We start from the raw sequence: 22,607 nt of genomic DNA, 5'->3' as shown, positions 1-22,607 counted from the left end.
GGGAGGGACTGACGCACGTACAGGTGACATACGATCTGTGGTGTTCCCACACCACAGGGAAGGATGTGCACCATGCCCGCCCCCTACCCCAAAGAGTTCCGCGATGATGTCGTCCGGGTCGCGCAGAACCGTGAGCCCGGCACCCATCTGAAAGACATCGCGAAGGACTTCGGCATCTCCGAGTCCTGCCTGACGAACTGGATTCGCCAGGCCGATATCGAAGCAGGCAACATCCCAGGCACCACCAAGGCCGAGGCCGAAGAACTCCGCGCAGCCCGCCGCAGGATCCGGCTCCTCGAGCAGGAGAACGAAGTCCTACGCCGCGCCGCGGCCTACCTCTCCCAGGCGAACCTGCCGAAAAAATGATGTACCCGCTCGTGTCCGAGCTCGCCGCCGACCAGATCCCGGTCGCGGTGTCCTTGCGGGTCCTCAAGCTCGCCCGCCAGCCCTACTACCGCTGGCGGGACCAGCCCGTCGCCGTTTCTGAGGTGGAGCAGGCCTACCGGGCCAACGCCCTGCACGCCGCTCACCTGAACGATCCGGAGTTCGGGTACCGGCTGCTGCGGGACGAGGCCGAGGCGGCCGGGGAGCGAATGGCCGCCCGTACTGCCTGGCGGCTCTGCCGCCAGAACGGGTGGCACTGCGGGTTCGGGGCCAAGCGTGGCAAGTACGGGACCCGCCCAGGCCCACCCGTGCACGACGACCACGTCCGCCGGGACTTCTCTGCCGAAGCTCCGAACCGGCTGTGGCTGACCGACATCACCGAGCACCCCACCAGTGAGGGCAAGCTCTACCTCTGCGCGATCAAGGATCTCTACGCCGGCAGGATCGTGGGGTACTCCATGGCCGGGCGTATGCAGGCCTCGTTGGCCGTGAACGCCCTCGAGCAGGCCGTGGCACGCCGCGGCGGCACCGATGCGGTGGCCGGGTGCATCGTGCACTCGGACCGCGGCTCGCAGTTCCGCTCGGCCCTATTCCAGGACGCCCTCACCACCCACGGGCTGATCGGGTCCATGGGTCAGGTCGGTGCTGCCGGGGACAACGCGGCTATGGAGTCCTTCTTCGCGTTGCTGCAGAAGAACGTGCTGGACCGACGCGACTGGGACACCCGGGACGAGCTGCGGGCCGGGATCATCACCTGGATCGAGCGGACCTACCACCGCCGCCGCCGGCAGGTGCGCCTGGGCCGATTGACGCCGGTCGAGTACGAGTTGATCATGGACCACACGCCCGCAGACGCGGCGTGAAGACGGCTGTCACCTACACGTGCACCAGTCCCCTATGACCCTTAGTCGATCGATGTTCAAAGGTCAAGACCTAAGTGACTCGTGGTCGTATGAAACATACTTGCGCGTTTGTGAAATCTTCGCTGCATCTCGACACATGGATCGAGCGTAGCGCCCGTGATCCCGTGCGCTGGTCAGGCGAGGGGCAGGAGGAGCCGATGTCAACCCTTCAGGGCCTGACCGGCGTATGAATCAAATTCGCGCGTTTCTGAAATCTTCGTTGCATCTCGACAACCGCTGCCTCGGTGTCGCCCCGGGAACGCACCCCGGCCGCCCACACCTCCGCCCCTGCAGTAGACTCCTGAACACTGTTCAACTCGTCGGGCACTCGCCATGCGCCCCGCGCCTCGGCTGAGCGCCCCCTCGCACTCGCTTCCGCACCAGGAGTCCCTCCATGAGCACTTCCGTGCCCTCGTCCCACGACGGCCACGTCCGCCCCGCGGCCACCACGACGGCGGACCGCCCCACCGACGCCGGCCGCCCCCGTCGCGGTTCCGCCGGCGGCAGCCTCGCGCGCATCGCCGTCATGACCGCGTTGATGGCCGTCCTCGGTCTGGTGCCGCCGATCGCCGTCGCCGGTGTGCCCGCCCCGATCGTGCTGCAGAACATCGCCGTGATCCTGGCCGGTGTGATCCTCGGCCCGTGGCGCGGGGCCGCCTCGATGGCGCTGTTCGCCGGCCTCGTGGCGCTCGGCCTGCCGCTGCTCAGCGGCGGCCGCGGCGGCCTGGGCGTGTTCGCCGGCCCGACGGCCGGCTTCATCCTCGGCTGGATCCCGTCCGCGCTGATCGTCGGCCTGATCTTCTGGGCCCTCACCTCCCGGGCCCGGCCCGGCCTCGGCGCCGGACGGGTCGCGCTCGGGGCGGCCGTCGCCGGGCTGATCGGTGGCGTCGTGATGGTCTACTTCTTCGGCGTGCTCGGCTTCGTCGGGATCGCCGGGATGGAGTTCGGCGCCGCCGTCCTCTCCATGGCCCCGTTCGTGCCCGGTGACCTGCTCAAGCTCGTCGTGTCCGTCATCCTCGTCGTCGGCCTGTGGAAGGCCTACCCCCGCGCCTTCCGATGAGCCCGGACCGTTCCGTCACCCTCACGGGCGTCCGCGTCGAGGCCGATGGCCCCGAGGGCGTCGTCGTGCTCCTCGACGGCGTGGACCTCACCCTCACCGCCCCGCGTGTGGCGGTGATCGGGGAGAACGGCTCCGGCAAGTCCACGCTGGCCCGCGCGATCGCCGGGCTGGCCGACGTCGTCGCCGGGGAGGTGACCGTGCACGGGGTGGACGCCGTCCGGGACGTGAAGGCGCTGCGCCGCACCGTCGGCTTCGTGTTCGCGAACCCGGCCGCGCAGATGGTCATGCCCACCGTCCGGGAGGACGTGGAGCTGACCGTGAAGTCGCTCAGGGACGACGCCGGCCGCCGCCTGACCAAGGACGACGTCGCCGCGCGCGTGGCCGCGGCGCTCCAGGAGCACCGGCTCACCGCGCTCGCGGACCGGGCGTGCCTGTCCCTGTCTTCGGGGCAGGCGCAGCGGCTGGCGATGTGCTCGGTGATGACCACCGGGCCGTCCCTGGTGATCGCCGACGAGCCGACCTCCCTGCTGGACGGCCGGCACCGGCGGATCGTGGCCGACCGGCTGCTGGCCGCCGACCCCTCCGCCCCGGACGGGTTCCAGCTGCTGCTGGTGACCCACGACCTCGAGCTGGCCCGTGCATGCGACGAGGCCGTGTGGGTCCACGGCGGCCGTGTGGAGCGGACCGGCCCGGCCGAGGACGTGGTCGAGGCGTACGAGCACTTCCTGGATCACGCCGTGGCGGCGGAGCTGCGCTGATGCTCTCCCTGTACATCCACGGCGACTCGCCCCTGCACCACGCCCGCGCCGGCCTCAAGACGGGCCTGTTCGCGGTGTGGGTGTTGGCCCTGACCCTGCTGCCACTGTCCCTGTGGACCGCGGGCGCCGCCGTCGTGGGCGCCGTAACCGCGTATCTCGTGGGCTTCGGGCTGCGGCGCGGGGCGGCGATGATCGCCTCCGACCTGCGCGCTCTGTGGCTGTTCTACGTGGTCCTGTTCGCGGCGCAGTGGATCTTCACCGACGCGTTCGCCGCCGGACTCATGGTGGCGCGCGTGCTCGGGCTCGTGCTCACCGCGCAGGTGTTGACGCGCACCACCCGGATCGCGGACATGACCGGGGTGGCCGAGGCGGTGCTGCGGCCGGTCGAGCGGATCCCGTGGGCGGGGCCGCGCCTGGCGCGGGCGGGGTTCCGCGCCGACCGCGTGGGCCTGGCGATGGGCCTGGTGCTCTCCTCGATCGGGCACCTGCGCGCCCTGGCCGAGCAGATCCGGCATGCGCAGGCCGCCCGCGGGGTGCGGATGGCGCCGTGGGCCTGGGCGCTGCCGCTGCTGGTGCTCAGCTTCAAGCACGCGGACGACGTCGGGGACGCCCTGGCCGCCCGCGGCATCGACTAGAGCCGCCCGCCCCCGGACCGCGTGGGGCGGCGGGCCGGCTCAGAGGGGGTTGTCCAGGGGCAGACGGTCGCGGTCGTAGGTGATCTCGGTGAAGCCGTGGGGCACGGGCTTGCCGTCCTCGCCCAGGGACACGAACACGATCTTGTCGATGGTCAGGATCATCTCGCCGGTCACGATGTTCCGCACCTTCGCCCGCATGGTCAGGGACGTGCGCCCGAACTCGGTGGCGCGCAGGCCCATCTCGATCATGTCGCCCTGCTTCGCCGAGGCCAGGAAGTTGATCTCCGAGATCAGCTTCGTCACGCACCGCGGGTTGCCCAGCTGCAGGGTCGCGTAGATGGCCGCCTCCTCGTCGACCCAGCGCAGCAGCGAGCCGCCGAAGAGGGTGTTGTTCGCGTTGAGGTCCTCCGGCTTGACCCACTTGCGGGTGCGGAAGTTGACGTCGTCGTGGGCGGCGCGGTCGGCCGAACGGGTGAAGAGCGTGGAGTCCATGGCCCCACGGTAGAGCGACGCCGACGCCGGCACGAGGGAGGGCGCCCGATGCGGAGACGTGCTCGAGCAGGCCGTAGGGTCGCCGGAAGGGATCCGCAACGGAGCACACAGGAAGGACCCGGCCGATGACCATCCGCCCCCACTCCGACCCCGTCACACCCGACGCCACCTGGCGCGATGTGCCGGTGCTCGGCTTCACGGTCGCGGCCGGCATCGCCGTCCTGTTCTGCCTGGTCTGGCTGCTCCGGGACGGACTCACCACCGACTACACGTGGGGGCTGCTGCTGTCCCCGGTGCTCATGAGTGTGCTCGGGGCGGCGGTGATGGTCCTCTGGGAGCGGCTCCTCGCCCGCGTCCCGCGGCTGGCCGCCACGCTGGTGGCCGTCGCCGCCCTCCTGGCCCTCGGGCTGGTGCTCGCATGGTGGCTCGTCGAGGTGAACGCGCAGACGCACCTGTTCACCGGGAGCACGTTCTGGCTGCTCGCCGTCGCCCCGGTCTGCGCGGGCCTCGCCTGGCTCGCACACCGGCTGCTCCCGGCGGCCCGCCGTCCCGTGGAAGAGCCCCCCGCCGCCCTCGACGACGACGCCTGGGCCCGCCGCCTCGCCGGCGTCCTGCGGCTGCGCAAGGACCTGCCCGACGCACGGGTGGCCGAGATCGTCCGTGACGCGCGGGCACGCGGGGCCGCGGCCGGGCGCCCGCTGGCCGAGGAGCTCGGCTCCCCGGAGTCGTACGCCGTGGGCTTCCGCAAGGACCGGGTCGCCGCGCCCCGCCGGCGGGCCTGGGCGGTCACCGCGCTCGTGCTGCTCATCCTGGCCACCCGTCTCCCGGGCGTGGTGGCCGGGGAGCGGCTCAGCGCGTGGGACGTCGCGTACCTGTTGGTCGCCGTCGTCGTGCTGGTGTCGGAGTGGTGCGGCTACCGGGCGGCGGTGCGCCGGGCCCGCCGCTGAGGGGTCTCAGGCCCCCGCGGCGGCCAGCACCCGCGCCACGTGGCGGCGGTGCACCTGGTGGATGATTTCGATCAGTCCGCACCCGAGCGCCGCGATCACCAGCGCGGCCACGAGCACGTCCGTGGGCGGGACCTCCATCTGGTGGTACCAGCGGGAGGCCGGCACCAGCACGACGGCGGCCAGCACCGCGTACATCGCCAGGATGAGGACCACCACGCGCGCGCTCAGCGGCCGGGACATCACGCTGAGCACCCACAGGCCCAGCAGGGTCAGGGTGATCATGAAGGCGGCCTGCTGGCGGGGCAGGTCGACGTCGCCGGCGGTGAGGCGCACGTACGTCTGCAACGTCACCATGGACAGCAGGATCACCGCGCCGGAGGGGATCGCGAACCGCAGCGCCCGCCCCAGGAAGCCGGGCACGTAGCGGCGCGGGTTCGGCAGCAGGGCGAGGAAGAACGTGGGTGCGCCGATCATGATGAAGTCCACGGTGGAGGCCTGCCGTGGCAGCAGCGGGAACTGCCACGCGAACAGGGAGAACACCACGCCGAACAGCAGCGCGTACGTCGTCTTCGTCAGGTAGATGTGGGCGAGCCGCTCCATGTTGGCGATCACCTGGCGGCCCTCGCCGAGCACGCGTGGCAGGCGGTCGAAGCGCCCGTCCAGGAGCACCATCCGGGACACCGCCTTGGTGGCCGGGGCCGCGTTGCCCATGGCGATGCCCAGGTCCGCGGTCTTCAGGGCCAGGGCGTCGTTCACGCCGTCGCCGGTCATGGCCACCACGTGCCCGCGGGACTGCAGCGCCTGCACCATCGCCTTCTTCTGGTCCGGGCTGACGCGGCCGAACACGTCGTGCTCGGCCATCACGTCGGCGAGCGCGCCGGGGTCCTCCGGCAGGGTGCGCCCGTCGTAGGCCTGGCCCGCCACCTCGAGACCCACCTCGCGCGCCACCGCGGCCACGGTGCGCGGGCTGTCCCCGGAGATCACCACGGTCCGCACGCCCTGCGCGTGGAAGTAGTCGAGGGTCTCGGCGGCGTCCGGGCGCACGTTCTCGCGGAACGTCACGACGGCGACCGGGACGCCTCCGGCGGGCAGCGCATCCCCGATCAGGGGCTCGTCCGTGCGGGCCAGCAGCAGCACGCGGCGGCCGGCGTCCGTGTCGGCGTGGACCTGGGCGCGGACGGCCTGGGCGGCATCGGGGCCGAGGAGCCGCTCGTCCACGAGGGCCTCGGGCGCACCGAGCAGCCACGTGCCGGCCGCGGCCCCGGCCTCGGGGCCGAACGCGACCGCCGACCACCGGCGCGCGGAGGAGAACGCCACCTGGGCCGCGGGGTCCACGGCCGGGACGGCCGTGAAGGGCTCGCGCAGGGCCGCCGCGGTGGGGTTCACGTCCGGGTCCGCGCCGAACCAGGCGAGCACGGCCCGAGCCCCGTCGGCGACCTCGGCCGGGGCGCCGTCGTCGTGGGCGTCCGGGGACGCGTCGGCCGAGGCGGGCGCGGCGAGCCGGTCGAACCGGACGCCGCCCTCGGTGAGGGTGCCGGTCTTGTCCAGGCAGACGGTGTCCACGCGGGCCAAGACCTCCACGGCGGGCTGCTCCTGGATGAGGACCTCCTGCTGGGCCAGCTTGAGCGCGGCCACGGCGAACGCGATGGTCGTCATGAGCGCCAGGCCCTGCGGGATCATGCTGGTCACCGCCGCCACGGACGCGATCAGCGCGGGCTCCAGGGCGGCCTCGCGCGGCTGGGAGAGGGCGAGGGCCCAGCCGCCGACCGCCGTCATCTGGCCGTGCACGATCACCGCGATGATCGGCACCAGGGCGATCGTCAGCCAGCGGGCCACCTTCTCCAGGGCGCCGCGCAGCTCCGAGTGGATGGCGGAGTAGCGGCGGGCCTCGGCGCTGAGCCGGGCCGCGTGCGAGGCCGAGCCCACCGCCGTCGCGCGTACCAGGCCCGCGCCGGCCACGACGGCCGAGCCCGAGAGCACGGCGTCCCCGGGGGTCTTCGGCACGGGGTCGTTCTCCCCGGTGAGCAGCGCCTCGTCCATGTCCAGGCCGTCCGAGACGAGGACCTCGCCGTCCACGGGCACCTGGTCGCCGCGGCGCAGCACCACGACGTCGTCCCGCACGATCTGCGCCATCGGCAGGGGCACGCGCGCCCCGTCCCGGATGACGACGACGTCGTCCTGGTGCAGCAGCGCGATCCGGTCCAGCTTCCGCTTGGCCGAGTACTCCTGGACCACGCCGATCACCACGTTGGCCACGGCCGCCAACGAGAACAGCAGGTCCAGCCAGCGGCCCATCAGGATCACGACGACGGCGCACAGCGCGATCGCCAGGTTGAACAGCGTGAACACGTGCACGCGCAGGATCTGCCCCAGCGAGCGGGACGTGTCCCGCGACTGGACGTTGACCAGGCCCGCGGCCTCCCGCTCGGCGACCTCGGCGGCGGTGAGCCCGGTGATCCCCGCCGCGCCGGTGAACCCCAGGCCCGTCCCGCTCTCGGGGGCGGACGGGTGCGCGGACGCAGGGGAGGGGGAGGCCATGGCACAGAATCTACCCAGCCGGCGTGGGGCCGGGCATCCGACGAGGGGATGAACCCGGGTGCGACCGCAGGCGGGACCGCGGGTGGGGCGGGCTCACTCGCCGGCCTGGCCGTCGATCCCCTCGCGCAGCAGGTCGGCGTGGCCGGCGTGGCGGCCGTACTCCTCGATCATGTGGGTGAGGATCCACCGCAGCGAGACCGGGTCCCGCCCCTCCCGGATCCGGTGGGCGCGGGCCAGGGCCGCGGCGCCGTCGTCGCCGTCCGCCGCGAGCAGGTCCACCACGATCTGCCGGGACCGCTCCACCTGGCCCTGCCAGAGGGCGCGCAGGTCCGCCGCGGAGTCCTGCGCCGCGCTGTGCCAGTCCCAGTCGGGGTCCGCGTCGAAGTCCGCGCCCACCCAGGGCGTCGAGGTGGGCTCGCCGAGGGCGACGGCCTCGAACCACCAGAACTCGACGAACGCGAGGTGCTTGAGCAGGCCGCCGAGCGTCATCGCGGACGGGTGCCCCGGCAGCCGGCGGTGCAGCGCGGCCGTGTCCAGGTCCGCCGTCTTCCACTCGATCGTGGCGCGCAGGAAGTCGAGGAAGCCCAGCAGGGTGGCGGCCTCGCCCGCGGCGAAGGGCGGCTCGGGGCGGCCCTGGTCGTCGTAGAACACGGTGGTCATGGCGGCCAGGCTACGCCCCACCTCGCGTTTTCGTTCGGGAAACGGCGCGTGCGGGGGCGGGTGAGCTGGCGGACCTGGAACGCGTGCGGTCGCTCCGAGCCTGAAAAGTGCGCTCATACCGACCGCAGGCGTTCCCGGAACGGGCGGGCCGGCGTCGTGGCCACCCAGGAGGACCCGGAGGAGCTCGTCGGGGTCAGCGAGGACTGGGCGGCGCAGGCGTACGCGGACGCCGCCGCGGTGGGCGGCGATCCTGCTCACCGCGGCGGATCCACCACGAGCCGCACCCGCGGGCTCGCCTGTTCGGCGGCGCCCTCCTGGGTCTCGGCGATCCGGCGCCAGATGCGGTCCGCCGACGGGTCGACCATCAGGTGCCCCATCTGCCGGATGACGGTGCCGAACACGGACGTCGGCATGCTGCGCCGCGGGGCGAAGCCGGACCGGCGCAGGCGCTCGGTCTGTTCCGTGGTCAGGTCCACGAGGCGCTCCAGCAGGGACTCGGTCTCCCCGCCGGCCTCCAGCAGCGAGCGGCGCACGTAGGCCCCCACCACCGGGTGGTCGGCCAGCAGGTCCGCGAACGCCGCGTCGCGGGCCGCGGACACCTCCTGTGGGGTGCCCACGAGCGGGACCTCGTCGAGGGTCGCGGCGATCAGGCGCAGCACGTCGTCGTCGACGGCGCGGGTCAGCCCCGCCTTGCTGCCGAAGTGGTGCCGCACCAGCCCGGGGGCGACGCCGGCCCGTTGCGCTATCTCGCGGACGCTGGCCATCTCGACCCCCCGCTCGGCATACAGCTCGAGGGCCGCCAGGCGCAGGCGCGCGGGGGAGGAGAGATCGTCCTGATCGAAGGGCAGGGGGGTGTTCATCGGGTCCTCGGGGCTGGGTCGGCGGATGGGATGGCCCGTGGTCGGGAGATGAGGATGCGGGGGCTCGCTGAACCCTACGGCAGGGATCGAAACGCCCCCCGCACCCTTCTTGCACGCTAGTGCAACATCGTGCTTGAGTGTGCAACACCAGCCCAGTGAGGCACGTCACAGATGACTGCCGCCCGCCTCCGCGACCACCACACCTCCCAGGGGGACCCATGCAGACCACCGACACCGTCCTCGGCACCCCGTCCACCATGGGCGACGACGAGCAGCTCACCACCACTCGCCTCCTGCGGGACGCCGCCCGGACCTTCGGGGATCAGCACATCATCCACACCCGCGGCGGCGGCTCCCCGTGGCAGACCACCACCTACGCGGCCGTGTGGGAGCGGGTGCGCCGCATCGCCGCGGCCCTGCGCGCCGAGGGCGTCGGGCCGGGGGACCGGGTCGGCCTGCTGCTGTGGAACGACGTCCGCCACCTCGAGTCCTACTTCTCCGTCCCGCTGCTGGGCGCGACCATGGTGCAGCTCAACCTGCGCCTGGCGCCCACGGACCTGGCCTACGTGATCACCCACGCGCAGGTGGGGACGATCGTCGTGGACGAGACCCTCCTGGAGCTCGCCGCCGCGCTCGAACCGCACCTGCCCGACGGCGTCCGCTGGATCGTGGCCGGCGACGGTGAGCTCCCCGCCGACTGGGCCGGTCGCGACGACGTCCTCTCCTACGAGGCCCTCCTCGACGGGCACGAGCCGCTCGAGACAGGGGGCCTGCCGAACGTGAGCGAGCGCTCCGCCTCCGGCGCCTGCTACACCACGGGCACCACCGGCCGCCCCAAGGGCGTCTTCTACTCGCACCGTGCCACCTGGCTGCACGCGCACGCCGTGGTGTCCACCCTGGGCATGACCATGGCGGACACCGCCCTGCTGCTGACCCCCATGTTCCACGCGCAGTGCTGGGGCCTGCCGTTCGCGGCCGTCGCCGTGGGCGCGCGCCTGGTGCTGCCGGGCCGGTTCAACCTCACGGACACCCCGTGGCTGACCTCCACCCTCGTGGACCACGGCGTCACCGTGGCCCCGGCCGCCCCCGCGATCCTCATGCCGATGCTCCACCACCTCCGCACCCTCGAGACGCCCCCACGGATGGACGGCGTGCGCCTGCTGTGCGGCGCGACCGAGCCCCCCGTGGCCATGATGCGCGGCTTCGACGAGCTCACCGGCGCGGAGGTCATCCACGCCTACGGCGCCACGGAGACCTCGCCCATCGTCTCCCTCAACCGCATGAAGCCGAGCCTCATGGACACCCTCTCCGAGGATGAGCGGTGGAACCTCAAGCGGTTCCAGGGCCTCGTCGTCGTCGGGGTGGACGTGAAGATCACCGACCCCCTGGGCGAGCTGCTGCCGCCCGGCGAGGAGAACGTGGGCGAGATCCGCCTGCGCGGGCCCTGGGTGACCACCTCCTACGCAGACAACGCCGAGGCCACCGAGGCCGGCTTCGACGACGAGGGCTACTGGCGCTCCGGGGACCTGGGCTACCTCTCCCCGGAGGGCTACCTCAAGGTCACCGACCGCCTGAAGGACGTGGTCAAGTCCGGTGGCGAGTGGATCTCCTCGATCGACCTGGAGAACCACATCATGACCGTCCCCGGGGTCCGCGACGCCGCCGTGATCGGTGTCCCCCACCCCCAGTGGGAGGAGCGCCCCCTGGCCCTCGTGGTGCGGGACGAGGACTCCGACGTCGACCAGGACGCCGTCCTCGCCGCACTCGCCGAGCGCTTCGCCACCTGGCAGCTGCCCGACGAGGTCCGCTTCGTGACGGAGATCGATCGGACCGGCGTCGGGAAGGTCAACAAGCGCAAGCTGCGCGCCGACTACGCCGACGCCCTCACCTCCGGCCGCTGACCGGCCCGCCCCCTCCCCAGACCCACCCCGACCCCAGGAGACCCCGTGACCCAGGACGCCTTCCTCTACGACGCCCTCCGCACACCGCGCGGTGCCGGCAAGCCCTCCGGCTCCCTCCACGAGGTCAAGCCGATCGACCTCGTCGTCGGCCTGACCCACGCCCTGCGCGACCGCCATGAGGGGCTCGACCCCGCCGACATCGAGGACATGATCCTCGGCTGCGTCAGCCCGGTGGGCGACCAGGGCGCGGTCCTGCCCCGGGTGGCCGCCCTCAAGGCGGGCCTGCCGCAGACCGTGGCCGGCGTGCAGCTGAACCGGTTCTGCGCCTCCGGGCTCGAGGCCATGAACCAGGCCGCCGCCCGCATCCGCTCCGGCTGGGAGTCTCTGCTCGTGGCCGGCGGCGTGGAGTCCATGTCCCGCGTGCCCATGGGCTCCGACGGCGGCGCGTGGGCCATGGACCCGGCCACCTCCCTGGCCACCGACTTCGTCCCGCAGGGCGTCTCCGCGGACCTGATCGCCACCCGTGAGGGATTCAGCCGCGCAGAGCTGGACCGCTTCGCCGCGCAGAGCCACCGCCGTGCTGCGGCGGCGTGGCAGGAGGGCCGGTTCGCCCGCTCCGTGGTCCCGGTGACGGACATGAACGGGATGACCGTGCTGGACCGGGACGAGACCATCCGCCCCGACTCGTCCGTGGAGACCCTGGCCACGCTCAAGCCCTCCTTCGAGGCGCTGGGCCGGGAGGCGGGCTTCGACGCCGTGGCGCTGGAGAAGTACAGCTCGCTGGCGGGGATCGAGCACCTGCACCACCCCGGCAACTCCTCGGGCATCGTCGACGGCGCCGCGCTGACGCTGATCGGCTCCGAGGAGGCCGGCCGGCGGGCCGGGATGAGTCCGCGGGCCCGGATCGTCTCCGCCGCCGTCGTCGGCTCCGAGCCCACCATCATGCTCACCGGCCCCACCCCGGCGTGCCGCAAGGCCCTCGAGGTGGCCGGCATGACCGCCGCGGACATCGACCTCGTGGAGATCAACGAGGCGTTCGCGGCCGTGCCGCTGCTGCTGATGAAGGAGATGGGCTGGACCGAGGAGCAGACCAACGTCAACGGCGGCGCGATCGCCATGGGCCACCCCCTGGGGGCCACCGGCGCCATGATCCTCGGCACCCTCGTGGACGAACTCGAGCGGCGCGACCTGCGGACCGGCATCGCCACGCTCTGCATCGGCGCCGGCATGGGCGTCGCCACGATCGTCGAGCGCGTCTGAGCGCCCCACCCACCCGACCGACCAGCACGGCAGGAAGAGCACCGGCATGAGTGAGCACATGATCACCTGGGACCAGGACGCCGACGGCGTCGTCACGCTGACCATGGACGACCCGCAGGCGCGGGTCAACACGATGAACGAGCGGTACCAGGACGCGATGGACGCCGTCGTGGACCGCCTGGAGGCGGAGCGGGACACGGTGACCGGCGTCGTCCTGACCAGCGCGAAGAAGACCTTCTTCGCCGGCGGCGACCTGGACTCCCTGGCCCAGGCCGGCCCCGAGGACGTGGAGTCCGTGTTCGCGCTGACGCAGCGGGTCAAGGGCCAGCTGCGCCGCCTCGAGACCCTCGGCCGCCCCGTGGTCGCCGCGATCAACGGCACGGCGCTCGGCGGCGGCCTGGAGATCGCCCTGGCCTGCCACCGGCGCATCGCCGTGGACGACCCGGGGCTGAAGGTCGGCCTCCCGGAGGTCACCCTGGGCCTGCTGCCCGGAGGCGGCGGCATCACCCGCCTGGTGCGCATGGTGGGCGTGGAGCGCGCCCTGATGGAGTGGCTGCTGCAGGGCACCGCCCGCGACGCCCGGGCCGCGATGGAGAAGGGGATCATCGACGAGGTCGTGACCGACCCCGCGGACCTGGTGCCCGCCGCCAAGCGCTGGATCCTGGAGCACCGCGACGACGCCGACGCCGCCGCGAAGCCCTGGGACGTCAAGGGCTTCAGGATCCCCGGCGGCACCCCCGCCCAGGCCTCCTTCGCCTCCCGCCTGCCCGCGTTCGCCGCCACCCTGCGCCGGCAGCTCCACGGCGCGGACCTGCCCGCCCCGAAGGCGATCCTCAGCGCCGCGGTGGAGGGCTCGCAGGTGGACTTTGACACCGCCTCGCGCATCGAGACCCGGTACTTCGTGTCCCTCGTGACGGGCCACACCTCCTCCGCCATGATCCAGGCGTTCCACTCGGACATGCAGGCGCTGCGCTCCGGCGCGGCCCTGGGCGGTCCCTCCCGCGAGCGCAGCACGATCACCACGGCGGCGGTGCTGGGCGCCGGGATGATGGGCGTGGGCATCGCCCACGCGCTCGCGCTCAACGGCGTGGACGTGATGCTCAAGGACGTCAGCCTGGAGGCCGCCGAGCGCGGCCGTGAGCGGGTGGGCGCCCTCCTCGAGGGGCGCGTGGCGAAGGGGCGCATGAGCCGTGAGGACGCCGACGCCGTCCTGGCCCGCGTGCAGCCCACCGAGGACTATCAGGACCTCGCGCACGTGGACGCGGTGATCGAGGCCGTGTTCGAGGACGTCGAGCTCAAGGACTCGGTGTTCGCCGAGGTGGAGAAGGTGGTCGGCCCGGACACCCTGCTGTGCAGCAACACCTCCACGCTGCCGATCACCCTGCTGCAGGGCCCGCGGGAGCGCTCCCAGGACTTCATCGGCCTGCACTTCTTCTCCCCGGTGGACCGGATGAAGCTCGTGGAGATCATCCGTGGTGAGCAGACCTCCCAGCGCACGGTGGAGCGTGCCTACGACCTGGTGCAGCAGATCCGCAAGCTGCCCATCCTGGTCAACGACGGGCGCGGCTTCTACACCTCCCGCGTCTACGGCACGCTCGTGCTCGAGGCCGCGGCCCTCGTGGAGGAGGGCGTGGACGCGCAGCGGATCGAGCGGGCGGCCCGCCACGCCGGCTTCCCGGCCTCCCCGCTGGCCATGATGGACGAGGTCTCCCTGACCCTGATCCAGCACATCCGCCGCGAGGAGGAGAAGGCCGTCGCCGAGGCCGGCGGTGAGCGTCCGGTGCGTCCGGGCGAGCGCGTGGTGGAGCGCATGGTGGACGAGTTCGGCCGCCCGGGCCGCGCTCAGGGCGCCGGCTTCTACGAGTACCCGGAGGAGGGCCCCAAGCACCTGTGGCCGGGCCTGGCCGAGCACTTCGCCACCGGGGCGGACGTGCCCGAGCAGGACCTGCAGGACCGCCTGCTGTACCGCATGGCCATCGAGACGGCCCGCTGCTTCGACGACGGCGTCCTCACCGACGCCCCCTCGGCGAACCTCGGCGGCGTGTTCGGCATCGGCTTCCCGCCGCACACCGGTGGGCCCGTGACGTTCATGACGCATCGCGAGGGCGGACCGGCCGCGTTCGTGGCCCGCGCCGATGAGCTGGCCGACCGCTACGGCGAGCGGTTCCGTCCCGGCGACACCCTCCGGCAGCGGGCCGAGCGAGGCGAGGGGCCGGGCCGATGAGCGCCGCACCGCTGGCCGGAGTGCGCGTGGTGACCATCGCCCTGAACCTGCCCGGGCCTGCCGCCGCGGCCCGCCTGCAGGAGCTGGGCGCCGACGTCGTCACGGTGCTCCCGCCCAGCGGGGACCCCGTGGCCACCCTGGTGCCGGCCCTCTACGAGGAGCTGCACCGCGGGCAGTCGGTGCGCACGGTGGACATGAAGTCCCAGGCCGGGGTCGCCGAGATGGAGCAGATCCTGGCCGAGGCGGACGTGTTCCTCACCTCCCACCGCTCCGGGGCGCTGCGCCGGTTGGGCCTGGACGCCGACGCCGTCCGCGCCCGCCACCGGCGGATCTGCCAGGTGGACATCACCGGATACGCCGGGGACCGCACGGACGTGCCGGGCCACGACATCAACTACCAGGCCGCGGCGGGCCTGCTGGCGCCGGGGGCTCCGCCGCGGATCCTCGCGGCGGATCTGCACGGTGCCGAGCGGGCCGTCTCCACCGCGCTGGCCCTGCTGTGGGCCCGCGGCGCGGACGGGGACGGCGGGCACGCCACGGTGGCGCTCGCCGAGGCCGCGCACGCCCTGGCCCTGCCCAACCGGCACCGCATGACGGACCCGCGCAGCCCCCTGGGCGGGGCCCTGCCCCACTACGGGGTGTATCCGGCGGCCGAGGGCCACGTGGCCGTCGGGGCGCTCGAGCCGCACTTCGCGGCCGCGCTCGTCGAGGGCCTCGGGCTGGACGCGGACGGGGACGTCCGCGCGCAGCTCACCGAGGCCCTCTCCCGGCACGACGCCGCCCACTGGCAGGCATGGGGGGAGAAGCGGGGCATCCCGCTCACCGCCCTGGTCAGCCCCACCGCCTGACCCCCACGACTCAGCACCACCCACGAACGACCCCGAGGAGCACCCCCATGACCACCAAGGATTCCCGCACCCGCTCGCTGATCGACGTCGACGTCCTCGAGTACCACCGCCTCCTGACGCCCGAGCAGCAGGAGAAGCTCGGGGAGATCCGCGCCGCCCTGGCGGAGATCGTGACCCCGCACGTGGCGGAGGCCTGGAGTCGGGACGAGTTCCCGCACGAGATCGCCCGCCGCGTCGGGGAGCTGGGCTACAACCACATCAGCGGCATGACCGAGGACCCGCTGTTCCGCGGGCACCTGATGGCCGAGCTGGCCCGCGCGGACATCTCCCTCAGCGTGTACTTCGCCCTGCACAACGACCTCGTCGGGGCCACCCTGGAGGCCCTGGGCTCGGAGGAGCAGAAGCAGACGTGGCTGCCGGGCCTGTACGCGATGGAGTACACCGGCTGCTTCGCGCTGACCGAGCCGGAGCACGGCTCCGACGTCGCCGGCGGCATGGCCACCACGGCCCGCCGAGAGGGGGACGAGTGGGTGATCAACGGGGCCAAGCGGTGGATCGGCAACGGCACCATGTCCCGCATCGCGATCGTGTGGGCCCGGGACGAGGAGGACGACCAGGTCAAGGGCTTCATCGTGGAGACCGACACCCCCGGCTACGAGGCCACCAAGATCGAGCACAAGACCGCGGTGAAGATCGTCCAGAACGCGGACATCACCTTCACGGACGTGCGCATCCCGGCGGAGAACAAGCTGGAGAAGGCCAACACCTTCGCGGACACCAACGTGATCCTGCTGGGCTCCCGCAACGGCCTGGGCTGGCAGGCCGTGGGCGCGCAGCAGGGCATCCTCGACGCCGCCCGCCGCTACGCGCTGGAGCGCACCCAGTTCGGCCGCCCGATCGCCGGGCATCAGCTGGTGCAGTCCCTGCTCGTGCAGATCGCGGCCAACCTGGCGGCCACCCTGGGCATGGCGCACCGGGCGGTGCAGCTCGAGGCCGCCGGCGAGGTGTCCATGACGCAGGCCTCCCTGGTGAAGCTGAAGACCTCCCAGATGTGCCGCGAGTCGGCCGCGCTGGGCCGGCAGATGATGGGCGGCAACGGCATCCTCGCCGACGTCGGGCTCGGTCGGTTCTTCTGCGACGTCGAGGCGATCTTCACGTACGAGGGCACCTACGAGGTGAACTCGCTGATCGTGGGCCGCGGCCTCACCGGACACTCCGCCTTCCTCTGACCCCCCTCCGACGACCGCCCCACCAGATCAGGAGCCACCGTGACGACCTCCGAGACCACCTCCGAGACCACCTCCGAGACCCCCGACACCTCCGCGACCACCCACGGCCGGCCCACCGAGCGCCGGGGTCATGTGGCCGAGCTGCTCTCGGCCACCGTGGCCCGGCAGCCGGATGCCGTGGCCCTGCGGATCGGTGAGGCCCGCATGACCTACCGCGAACTGGACCAGGTCACGGCCGCGACGGCCGGCTGGCTGCGCCACCGCGGGGTGGGCCCGGGGGACCGGGTGGCCGTGATGCTGCCCAACGTCCCGGCCTTCGTGGCGGTCTACGAGGCGCTCATGCGTCTGGGCGCGGTGATGGTGCCGCTCAACCCGCTGTTCACCGCCCGTGAGCTGGGGTACTTCCTCGAGGACTCCGGGGCGCGCATGCTCTGGGCCATGCCCGGGCTGCCAGCCGTGGACGAGGTGGCCGGGAACGTCGACGTCGAGGTGGTCACCCTGGACCTGGAGGCGGTCGGGCGGGAGTGCGCCGCCGAGGGCATCGCCCCGGTCACGGAGATCACCCCGCGGGACCCCGACGACGACGCCGTCCTGCTCTACACCTCGGGCACTACGGGGCGGCCCAAGGGTGCCCGGCTGACGCACACGAACCTGCGTTCCAACGCCATGGCGACGGCGACCGGCCTGGGCCGGCTCGGCCCGGACGACGTCGTGTTCGCGGCGCTGCCGATGTTCCACGTGTTCGGGCTCTCGGTGGTGCTCAACGGGGCGGTGTTCGCCGGGTCCACCCTGTCCCTGATGCCGCGGTTCGTGCCGGAGGCCGCCTACGACCAGCTGCAGGACCACGGCGTCACGTTCCTGCCCGGCGTGCCCACCATGCACGGGGCGTTCCTCTCCGTGGCCCGGGCCCGCCGTGAGGCCGGGGCCGAGCCGGAGGACTTCTCGCGGCTGCGCATGCCCCTCTCCGGCGGTGCGAGCCTGCCGGTGGAGACGCTGCGCGCGGCGGAGAAGCTGTTCGGCGTGCCCGTGTTGGAGGGCTACGGCCTGTCCGAGAACGCGGGTGCGTGCTTCTTCAACCCCGTGGACGCGCCGACCCGCCCGGGCACCGTGGGCCGGCCGGTGGACGGCTTCGAGTTCCGGATCGTCGCGATGGACGGCACCGAGGTGCCCGAGGAGGACCTCGAGACCTCCGGTGAGCTGCGCATCCGGGGCGAGGGCATCATGGCCGGCTACTGGGGCCGCCCGGAGGACACGGCGGCGGCGTTCGACCAGGACGGCTGGTTCCGCACCGGGGACATCGCCCGCCGGGACGAGGCCGGGTACGTGATGATCGTGGACCGGCTCAAGGACGTGATCATCCGCGGCGGCATGAACGTGTACCCCCGCGAGGTGGAGGAGGTCCTCTACGAGCACCCGGACGTGGTCGAGGCCGCCGTGGTGGGTGTGCCGGACGAGCGGCTGGGCGAGGAGATCGCCGCCTTCGTCTCGCTGGCCCCGGGCAGCGCCGTCACGGGGGAGCAGCTCCAGGCGTTCGCGGCCGAACGGCTGGCCCGCTACAAGCAGCCGCGGGAGGTGACCGTCCTGGACGGGCTGCCGAAGAACGCCACGGGCAAGATCCTGCGCCGCGAGCTGCGTCAGGGGTGAGGGGCGTGTGGCGGTCTGGACACGGGTGGTCTGGTCTGAGTGAGAGGAACGACGGACAGATGGCCTCTCGCTACGCTCCCGGTATGACTCAGCCGCTCGTCCACCCGCCCAAGGCCCAGCCGGGCGACAGGATCGCCGTCGTCTCGCCGTCGTTCGCGGCTCCCGGCTTCGCGCCCGCGGTGCACGAGCAGGCGATGCGCCGCCTGGCCGAGGTGACCGGACTGGTGCCGGTCGAGTACCCCACCACCCGGCAGCTCGGGGCGAGCGCCGAGGACCGGGCGCGGGACCTGAACGCGGCGTTCGCGGACCCCCAGATCCGGGCGGTGATCGCCACGGTAGGCGGGGAGGACCAGATCACCGTGATCGGCCACCTGGACGCGGACGCAGTGCGCGCGGACCCCAAGCCGTTCCTCGGCTACAGCGACAACACCAACCTGCACCAGTGGCTGTGGGCGAACGGCGTGGCGAGCTTCTACGGAGGCTCCACCCAGGTGCACCTGGGGCCGGGGCCGGCTGTGGATGAGGTGCACGCCGCGTCCATGCGGGCCGCCATGCTGACGGGAGGGCGGCTGGAGATCACGGAGCCGGGGGAGTCGGAGGACCACGGCGTCGACTGGCTGGACCCGCGGGCGCTCACCGAGTTCGGCGAGCGGGATCCGGTGCCGTGCCCGCACGACGACGGCGCGCGCGGCGTCGGCGAGGGCGCCTCACCGTGGCGCTGGGCCGGGCCGCGGCGCGCGGTGACCGGCCGGACGTGGGGCGGCTGCCTCGAGGTGCTGCCGTGGGTGATGGCGGCCGGCCGCGGGCCTGCGGACATGGCGGTGCTCGAGGGCGGTGTGCTGCTCATCGAGACCAGCGAGGAGCTGCCGAGCGCCGGCGAGGTGCGGCGGCTGCTGCGGATCCTGGGGGAGCGCGGCGTGCTCGGCGCCGTGGACGCCGTGCTGGCGGCCCGCCCGCCGACGAGCTCCTTCGAGGCGCCGCGCGGTGCGGAGGAGCGGGCGCGGCGGAGCGCGGAGCAGGCCGATGTGGTGGTGGAGGAGGTCGGGCGCTACAACCCGGACGCGGTGGTGTGCGTGGGCGTCCCGTTCGGCCACACCCGGCCGCAGTGGGTGCTGCCGCACGGCGGCGTGATGACCGTGGATGGGGTGGAGAGGCGGGTGTGGGCGGAGTTCGGGTGAGTTGATCGGCGCGCTGCGCTACGTGCTTTCTGGCGGCGCGCCACTGGCCGTGGAGACGCTGCGGGAGGCCGAGGCCGAGGCGGCCTTCGGCGTGCCGGTGCGCGAGGCCTACGGCCTGTCCGAGTCCTGCGGGCCCGTGTGCTTCAACCCCATGGACGGCCCCAGCCGCCCCGGCACCGTGGGGCGGCCGCTGGAGGGTGTGGAGTTCCGCATCGTCACCCCGGAGGGCGTGGAGGTGCCGGAGAGGGACACCGAGACCCCCGGCGAGCTGCGCATCCACCGGCCCGTGGTCATGTCCGGGTACCTGGGCCTGCCGGAGGCCGGGGCCGCCGCGTTCGACGACGACGGCTGGCTCCGCACCGGCGACCTCGCCCGGCGGGACGAGGAGGGCTACTACCGGATCGTGGGCCGGCTGAAGGACATCAACATCCGCAACGGCTACAACGTGTACCCGCGCGAGGTCGAGGATGCGCTCTATGTGCACCCCGACGTCGCCGAGGCCGAGTTCTCCGCGTTCGTGCGCGAGCGCCTACTCTCGTACAAGGGGCCGCAGCCGGTGACGCTCATGGACTCGTTGCCGAAGAACGGGACGGGGAAGATCGTGAAGGACCTGCTGCGGTGAGGGGCCTGATCTGACTGGTTGGACGTATCCCAAGGGCGAGTGGAGCCCCGCCCCGATCTTCACGACGGTGGACAAGAACCCTGAGCTTGTCATTAGGCGTGCGGTCCGCACCGAATGAGGAGAACCTTGAGTGCGGTGGACCGCTCGTGGGCAGTTTCGCCTAACGTGTCCGGGGTGCGCGAGACGATGGCCTCAGACAGCATCTCACCGTCCCGCGGCTCCATGTGGGGCCGAGCTGGACACGGGTAGAGTCGTAGGTCATGGCCCACCAGGCCATGCAGAGAGGTAGGCGTCGTATGGTCCACTTGACGGGTCTATTCGCAGGTATCGGTGGCATTGAGCAGGGCTTCCACAATGCGTTGGGATCAAAGGTCGAGACAGATCTTCTGTGTGAGTCTTGGGCCCCTGCTCAAATCGTTCTGAAGAATCGGTTTCCCGGTGCTGAGCTGCACCCAGACGTTCGAGAGCTGGCATCCCTGCCGGAGGCAACTGACATACTTTCCGCTGGGTTCCCCTGTCAGGATCTCTCACAGGCAGGTCGAACTGCGGGCATTCGCGGGGAGCAGTCCGGGTTGGTGACGCATTTGTTCGAGCTGCTTCGGCGTCGCATCTCTGCTGGACGACGACTTCCCACACTGCTCATTGAGAACGTCCCCAACATGCTGGCCCTCGACAAGGGTGCTGCGATGGAGTTCCTGGTCCAGGAGATGGAGACCCTTGGATACTCTTGGGCTTACCGGGTCGTCGACACTCGTTTTACGGGACTGCCGCAGAGGCGCCGTCGTGTAATCGTTGTTGCCTCGGTGAACCTCAACCCGTCGGAGGTCCTTTTTGCGGACGAGGCGGCGTCACGCCCTGATGATCATTATTCCTCCGACGCCTTTGGATTCTACTGGACGGAGGGTAAGGGTGGATTGGGGTGGGCACCCGACGCGATTCCGACGCTCAAGGGTGGCTCCACGATCGGCATCGCTTCACCTCCTGCCATTTGGGTCCGTGGCGCGGAGGACGCCACTCGCGCCTTGGTGGTGCCGAGGGAAGCAGAAATGGAATCATTGCAGGGGTTCCCCCGCGGGTGGACTGATCTCGACTTCGGCTTGAGCGCTGCGCGGACGCGCGGAACCCGGAGCAAACTCCTTGGCAATGCAGTCTCGGTGCGTGTTGCAGAGTGGGTGGCTCGGCGAGTCTTCGCGCCAGGCGAAGTGGTGTGCCCCTCCGTCGATTGGGGCTCATCCAGGCAGTGGCCGAACGCTGCTGCTGGTATGGGCGGGAAGCGATGGCGAGTGGAGGCCAGCGAATTTCCCACTCTGGAACCGTATGAGCACTTGCTGGAGCATGTTGACGTGTCGTCAGCCCCGGCGTTGAGCCGGCGTGCGGTGTCGGGTTTCCGTTCGCGCCTTCTCCAGGGGAACTTGGGCCGATATCCGGGATTCCGCGAGGCTGTGGCTGAGGCGGACAGGGCATTGACTGAAGATCAGCTGATTACCAAGTTGGAGGCATGAACGTGTTTGGCCCCGATATTCTGGCTCGAACCATGAGCGAACCGGCAGACCCCACCAAATATGGAATTCGCTGGCAATATCATTCTCGATCAGATCGTCATGGAAAAGTGGCCAGTTGGGGCGTCGCCTTCGACTTGCTTCGCTCGTCGAGTGTGATGCGGCAACATGCCCGCGACGGCAAGATTGTCCTTGGTGTCAATCTGAAGTTGAGTGATTTCGAAACGAAGAAGAGCAAGGTGCTTGACTTGGTCATCGCCCGACCAGGAGGAGCGGCGACATCGGCCCGCGGCGAGTCCCTGGTCTCTCTCGCGCAGCGCTACAACATGAACCTCTCCGGAGAAGAGATGGGCGAGCTGACGTCGCTACCAGATATTCCTGTGGCGCCTGTCGGGTCGGTTCTGGTGGCTCTAGAAGCTAAGGCCACGATGACTGCTCACGTCAAGTCACTTCCGCGTCTTCATGATGAATTGACCAGTTCCCACATCTCTGTACACGGTGAGAGCCAGACAGCCTTGGCGATTGGATACGCACAGGTTAATGTCGCAGACGTGTTTGTAAGTTCTAACCCTGCAAACGTTGAGCGCATTCATCTCGGGCAGGAACCCGTTGTCACTTCTCACAAGCAGCCCGGTGATTGTCAACGGGTGTTGGACACCCTTAATACTCTTCGGACTCGTTCCAGTTCCATCGGTATCGGTTTTGATGCAATTGGCGTAACTGTCCTCGACCTTCGGAACGATGACAGTCCTGTGAAAGTCGTTCATTCCCGACCCGCACCGCAGCCGGGGGACGCTTTTCACTACGACTCGATGATCATGCGCATGGCCACGCGCTACGACACGCAGTTCAGTGGGATCTGAAGACAAAGGCAACAACGGAAGATCTTGGGCCTCCAGCTGTGCAGCGCGGAGGATCATGGTCGCGAACCGAGCGCGGGACACCAAGCCTGAGCTCGCCGTTCGC

19 protein-coding genes are annotated in these 22,607 nt (G+C 71.4%); 15 read left to right on the top strand and 4 right to left on the bottom strand.

What is annotated here, in order from left to right; all coding sequences use genetic code 11:
- Nucleotides 1-72: 72 nt before the first annotated feature.
- The 4 genes from ACTSKS_RS10505 (at nucleotide 73) to ACTSKS_RS10490 (ending at nucleotide 3,739) form a co-directional block, all read left to right on the top strand.
- Nucleotides 73-1,247, top strand: a protein-coding gene (locus ACTSKS_RS10505; RefSeq protein ID WP_102708792.1) for an IS3 family transposase whose coding sequence is annotated in 2 segments (ribosomal slippage) — nucleotides 73-357 and nucleotides 360-1,247 — 1,173 coding nt in all. Because the reading frame shifts where the segments join, the coding sequence is not laid out codon by codon here.
- A 433-nt stretch (nucleotides 1,248-1,680) separates the two neighbouring features.
- Entirely contained in the window at nucleotides 1,681-2,346 is a 666-nt protein-coding gene (locus ACTSKS_RS10500; RefSeq protein WP_036313851.1) for a biotin transporter BioY, read from the top strand.
- Nucleotides 2,343-3,104 (top strand): energy-coupling factor ABC transporter ATP-binding protein, encoded by a 762-nt coding sequence (locus ACTSKS_RS10495; protein WP_036313854.1) that lies wholly within the window; start codon nucleotides 2,343-2,345, stop codon nucleotides 3,102-3,104. The genes ACTSKS_RS10500 and ACTSKS_RS10495 overlap by 4 nt, the downstream gene beginning before the upstream one ends.
- Nucleotides 3,104-3,739, top strand: coding sequence for an energy-coupling factor transporter transmembrane component T family protein (locus ACTSKS_RS10490; RefSeq protein ID WP_036336646.1), 636 nt, complete (start codon nucleotides 3,104-3,106; stop codon nucleotides 3,737-3,739). The genes ACTSKS_RS10495 and ACTSKS_RS10490 overlap by 1 nt, the downstream gene beginning before the upstream one ends.
- 39 nt (nucleotides 3,740-3,778) lie before the next feature.
- On the opposite strand, the gene ACTSKS_RS10485 is transcribed toward ACTSKS_RS10490, so the two are convergent.
- Nucleotides 3,779-4,231: an acyl-CoA thioesterase gene (locus ACTSKS_RS10485; RefSeq protein WP_049147545.1), complete on the bottom strand. Its 453-nt coding sequence runs from the start codon at nucleotides 4,229-4,231 to the stop codon at nucleotides 3,779-3,781.
- Nucleotides 4,232-4,356: 125 nt separating this feature from the next.
- Between ACTSKS_RS10485 and ACTSKS_RS10480 the strand changes: the two genes are divergently transcribed.
- Nucleotides 4,357-5,178 carry a hypothetical protein gene (locus tag ACTSKS_RS10480; RefSeq protein WP_442927537.1) on the top strand — a complete coding sequence of 274 codons (822 nt, stop codon included), beginning with the start codon at nucleotides 4,357-4,359 and terminating at the stop codon, nucleotides 5,176-5,178.
- Nucleotides 5,179-5,184: 6 nt separating this feature from the next.
- Here ACTSKS_RS10480 and ACTSKS_RS10475 read toward each other — a convergent pair whose 3' ends face one another.
- The 3 genes from ACTSKS_RS10475 to ACTSKS_RS10465 form a co-directional block, all read right to left on the bottom strand.
- Nucleotides 5,185-7,716, bottom strand: coding sequence for an HAD-IC family P-type ATPase (locus ACTSKS_RS10475; protein ID WP_041104675.1), 2,532 nt, complete (start codon nucleotides 7,714-7,716; stop codon nucleotides 5,185-5,187).
- Between the two features lie 93 nt (nucleotides 7,717-7,809).
- Nucleotides 7,810-8,376, bottom strand: coding sequence for a DinB family protein (locus ACTSKS_RS10470; protein ID WP_041104677.1), 567 nt, complete (start codon nucleotides 8,374-8,376; stop codon nucleotides 7,810-7,812).
- 254 nt (nucleotides 8,377-8,630) lie between these two features.
- Nucleotides 8,631-9,236, bottom strand: a complete 606-nt coding sequence (locus ACTSKS_RS10465; protein ID WP_044658732.1) for a TetR/AcrR family transcriptional regulator — start codon at nucleotides 9,234-9,236, stop codon at nucleotides 8,631-8,633.
- A gap of 218 nt (nucleotides 9,237-9,454) precedes the next feature.
- On the opposite strand from ACTSKS_RS10465, the gene ACTSKS_RS10460 reads away from it, so the two are divergent.
- The 10 genes from ACTSKS_RS10460 to ACTSKS_RS10415 all read left to right on the top strand — a co-directional run bounded on the left by ACTSKS_RS10460 (nucleotide 9,455) and on the right by ACTSKS_RS10415 (nucleotide 22,504).
- A complete protein-coding gene (locus ACTSKS_RS10460) occupies nucleotides 9,455-11,137 on the top strand; it encodes a long-chain-fatty-acid--CoA ligase (RefSeq protein ID WP_041104681.1) in 1,683 nt (560 codons plus the stop codon).
- Between the two features lie 45 nt (nucleotides 11,138-11,182).
- Nucleotides 11,183-12,397: an acetyl-CoA C-acetyltransferase gene (locus ACTSKS_RS10455; protein WP_078025625.1), complete on the top strand. Its 1,215-nt coding sequence runs from the start codon at nucleotides 11,183-11,185 to the stop codon at nucleotides 12,395-12,397.
- 46 nt (nucleotides 12,398-12,443) lie between these two features.
- A complete protein-coding gene (locus ACTSKS_RS10450; protein ID WP_078025626.1) occupies nucleotides 12,444-14,621 on the top strand; it encodes a 3-hydroxyacyl-CoA dehydrogenase NAD-binding domain-containing protein in 2,178 nt (725 codons plus the stop codon).
- Complete coding sequence (locus tag ACTSKS_RS10445) at nucleotides 14,618-15,469, top strand: CoA transferase (RefSeq protein ID WP_041104686.1); 852 nt, start codon at nucleotides 14,618-14,620, stop codon at nucleotides 15,467-15,469. Before ACTSKS_RS10450 ends, ACTSKS_RS10445 begins: the two co-directional genes overlap by 4 nt.
- Nucleotides 15,470-15,516: 47 nt before the next feature.
- On the top strand, nucleotides 15,517-16,698 hold the full coding sequence (locus ACTSKS_RS10440) for an acyl-CoA dehydrogenase family protein (RefSeq protein WP_041104687.1): 1,182 nt from the start codon (nucleotides 15,517-15,519) through the stop codon (nucleotides 16,696-16,698).
- 39 nt (nucleotides 16,699-16,737) lie between these two features.
- Nucleotides 16,738-18,342, top strand: coding sequence for a long-chain-fatty-acid--CoA ligase (locus ACTSKS_RS10435; protein ID WP_442927536.1), 1,605 nt, complete (start codon nucleotides 16,738-16,740; stop codon nucleotides 18,340-18,342).
- A gap of 83 nt (nucleotides 18,343-18,425) precedes the next feature.
- Nucleotides 18,426-19,520: a S66 family peptidase gene (locus ACTSKS_RS10430; RefSeq protein WP_069941811.1), complete on the top strand. Its 1,095-nt coding sequence runs from the start codon at nucleotides 18,426-18,428 to the stop codon at nucleotides 19,518-19,520.
- Between the two features lies 1 nt (nucleotide 19,521).
- Entirely contained in the window at nucleotides 19,522-20,142 is a 621-nt protein-coding gene (locus ACTSKS_RS10425; protein WP_051995213.1) for an AMP-binding protein, read from the top strand.
- A 260-nt stretch (nucleotides 20,143-20,402) separates the two neighbouring features.
- On the top strand, nucleotides 20,403-21,644 hold the full coding sequence (locus ACTSKS_RS10420) for a DNA cytosine methyltransferase (protein ID WP_223247475.1): 1,242 nt from the start codon (nucleotides 20,403-20,405) through the stop codon (nucleotides 21,642-21,644).
- A 32-nt stretch (nucleotides 21,645-21,676) separates the two neighbouring features.
- On the top strand, nucleotides 21,677-22,504 hold the full coding sequence (locus tag ACTSKS_RS10415) for a hypothetical protein (protein WP_197458584.1): 828 nt from the start codon (nucleotides 21,677-21,679) through the stop codon (nucleotides 22,502-22,504).
- The last annotated feature ends 103 nt before the right edge of the window (nucleotides 22,505-22,607 follow it).

It is taken from the genome of Micrococcus sp. TCR-5 (genome assembly GCF_052220525.1).
Classification (GTDB): Bacteria; Actinomycetota; Actinomycetes; order Actinomycetales; family Micrococcaceae; genus Micrococcus; species Micrococcus luteus.
Note: the sequence above shows the minus strand (reverse complement) of the source record. Positions and strands in the feature narration are given on the sequence as shown.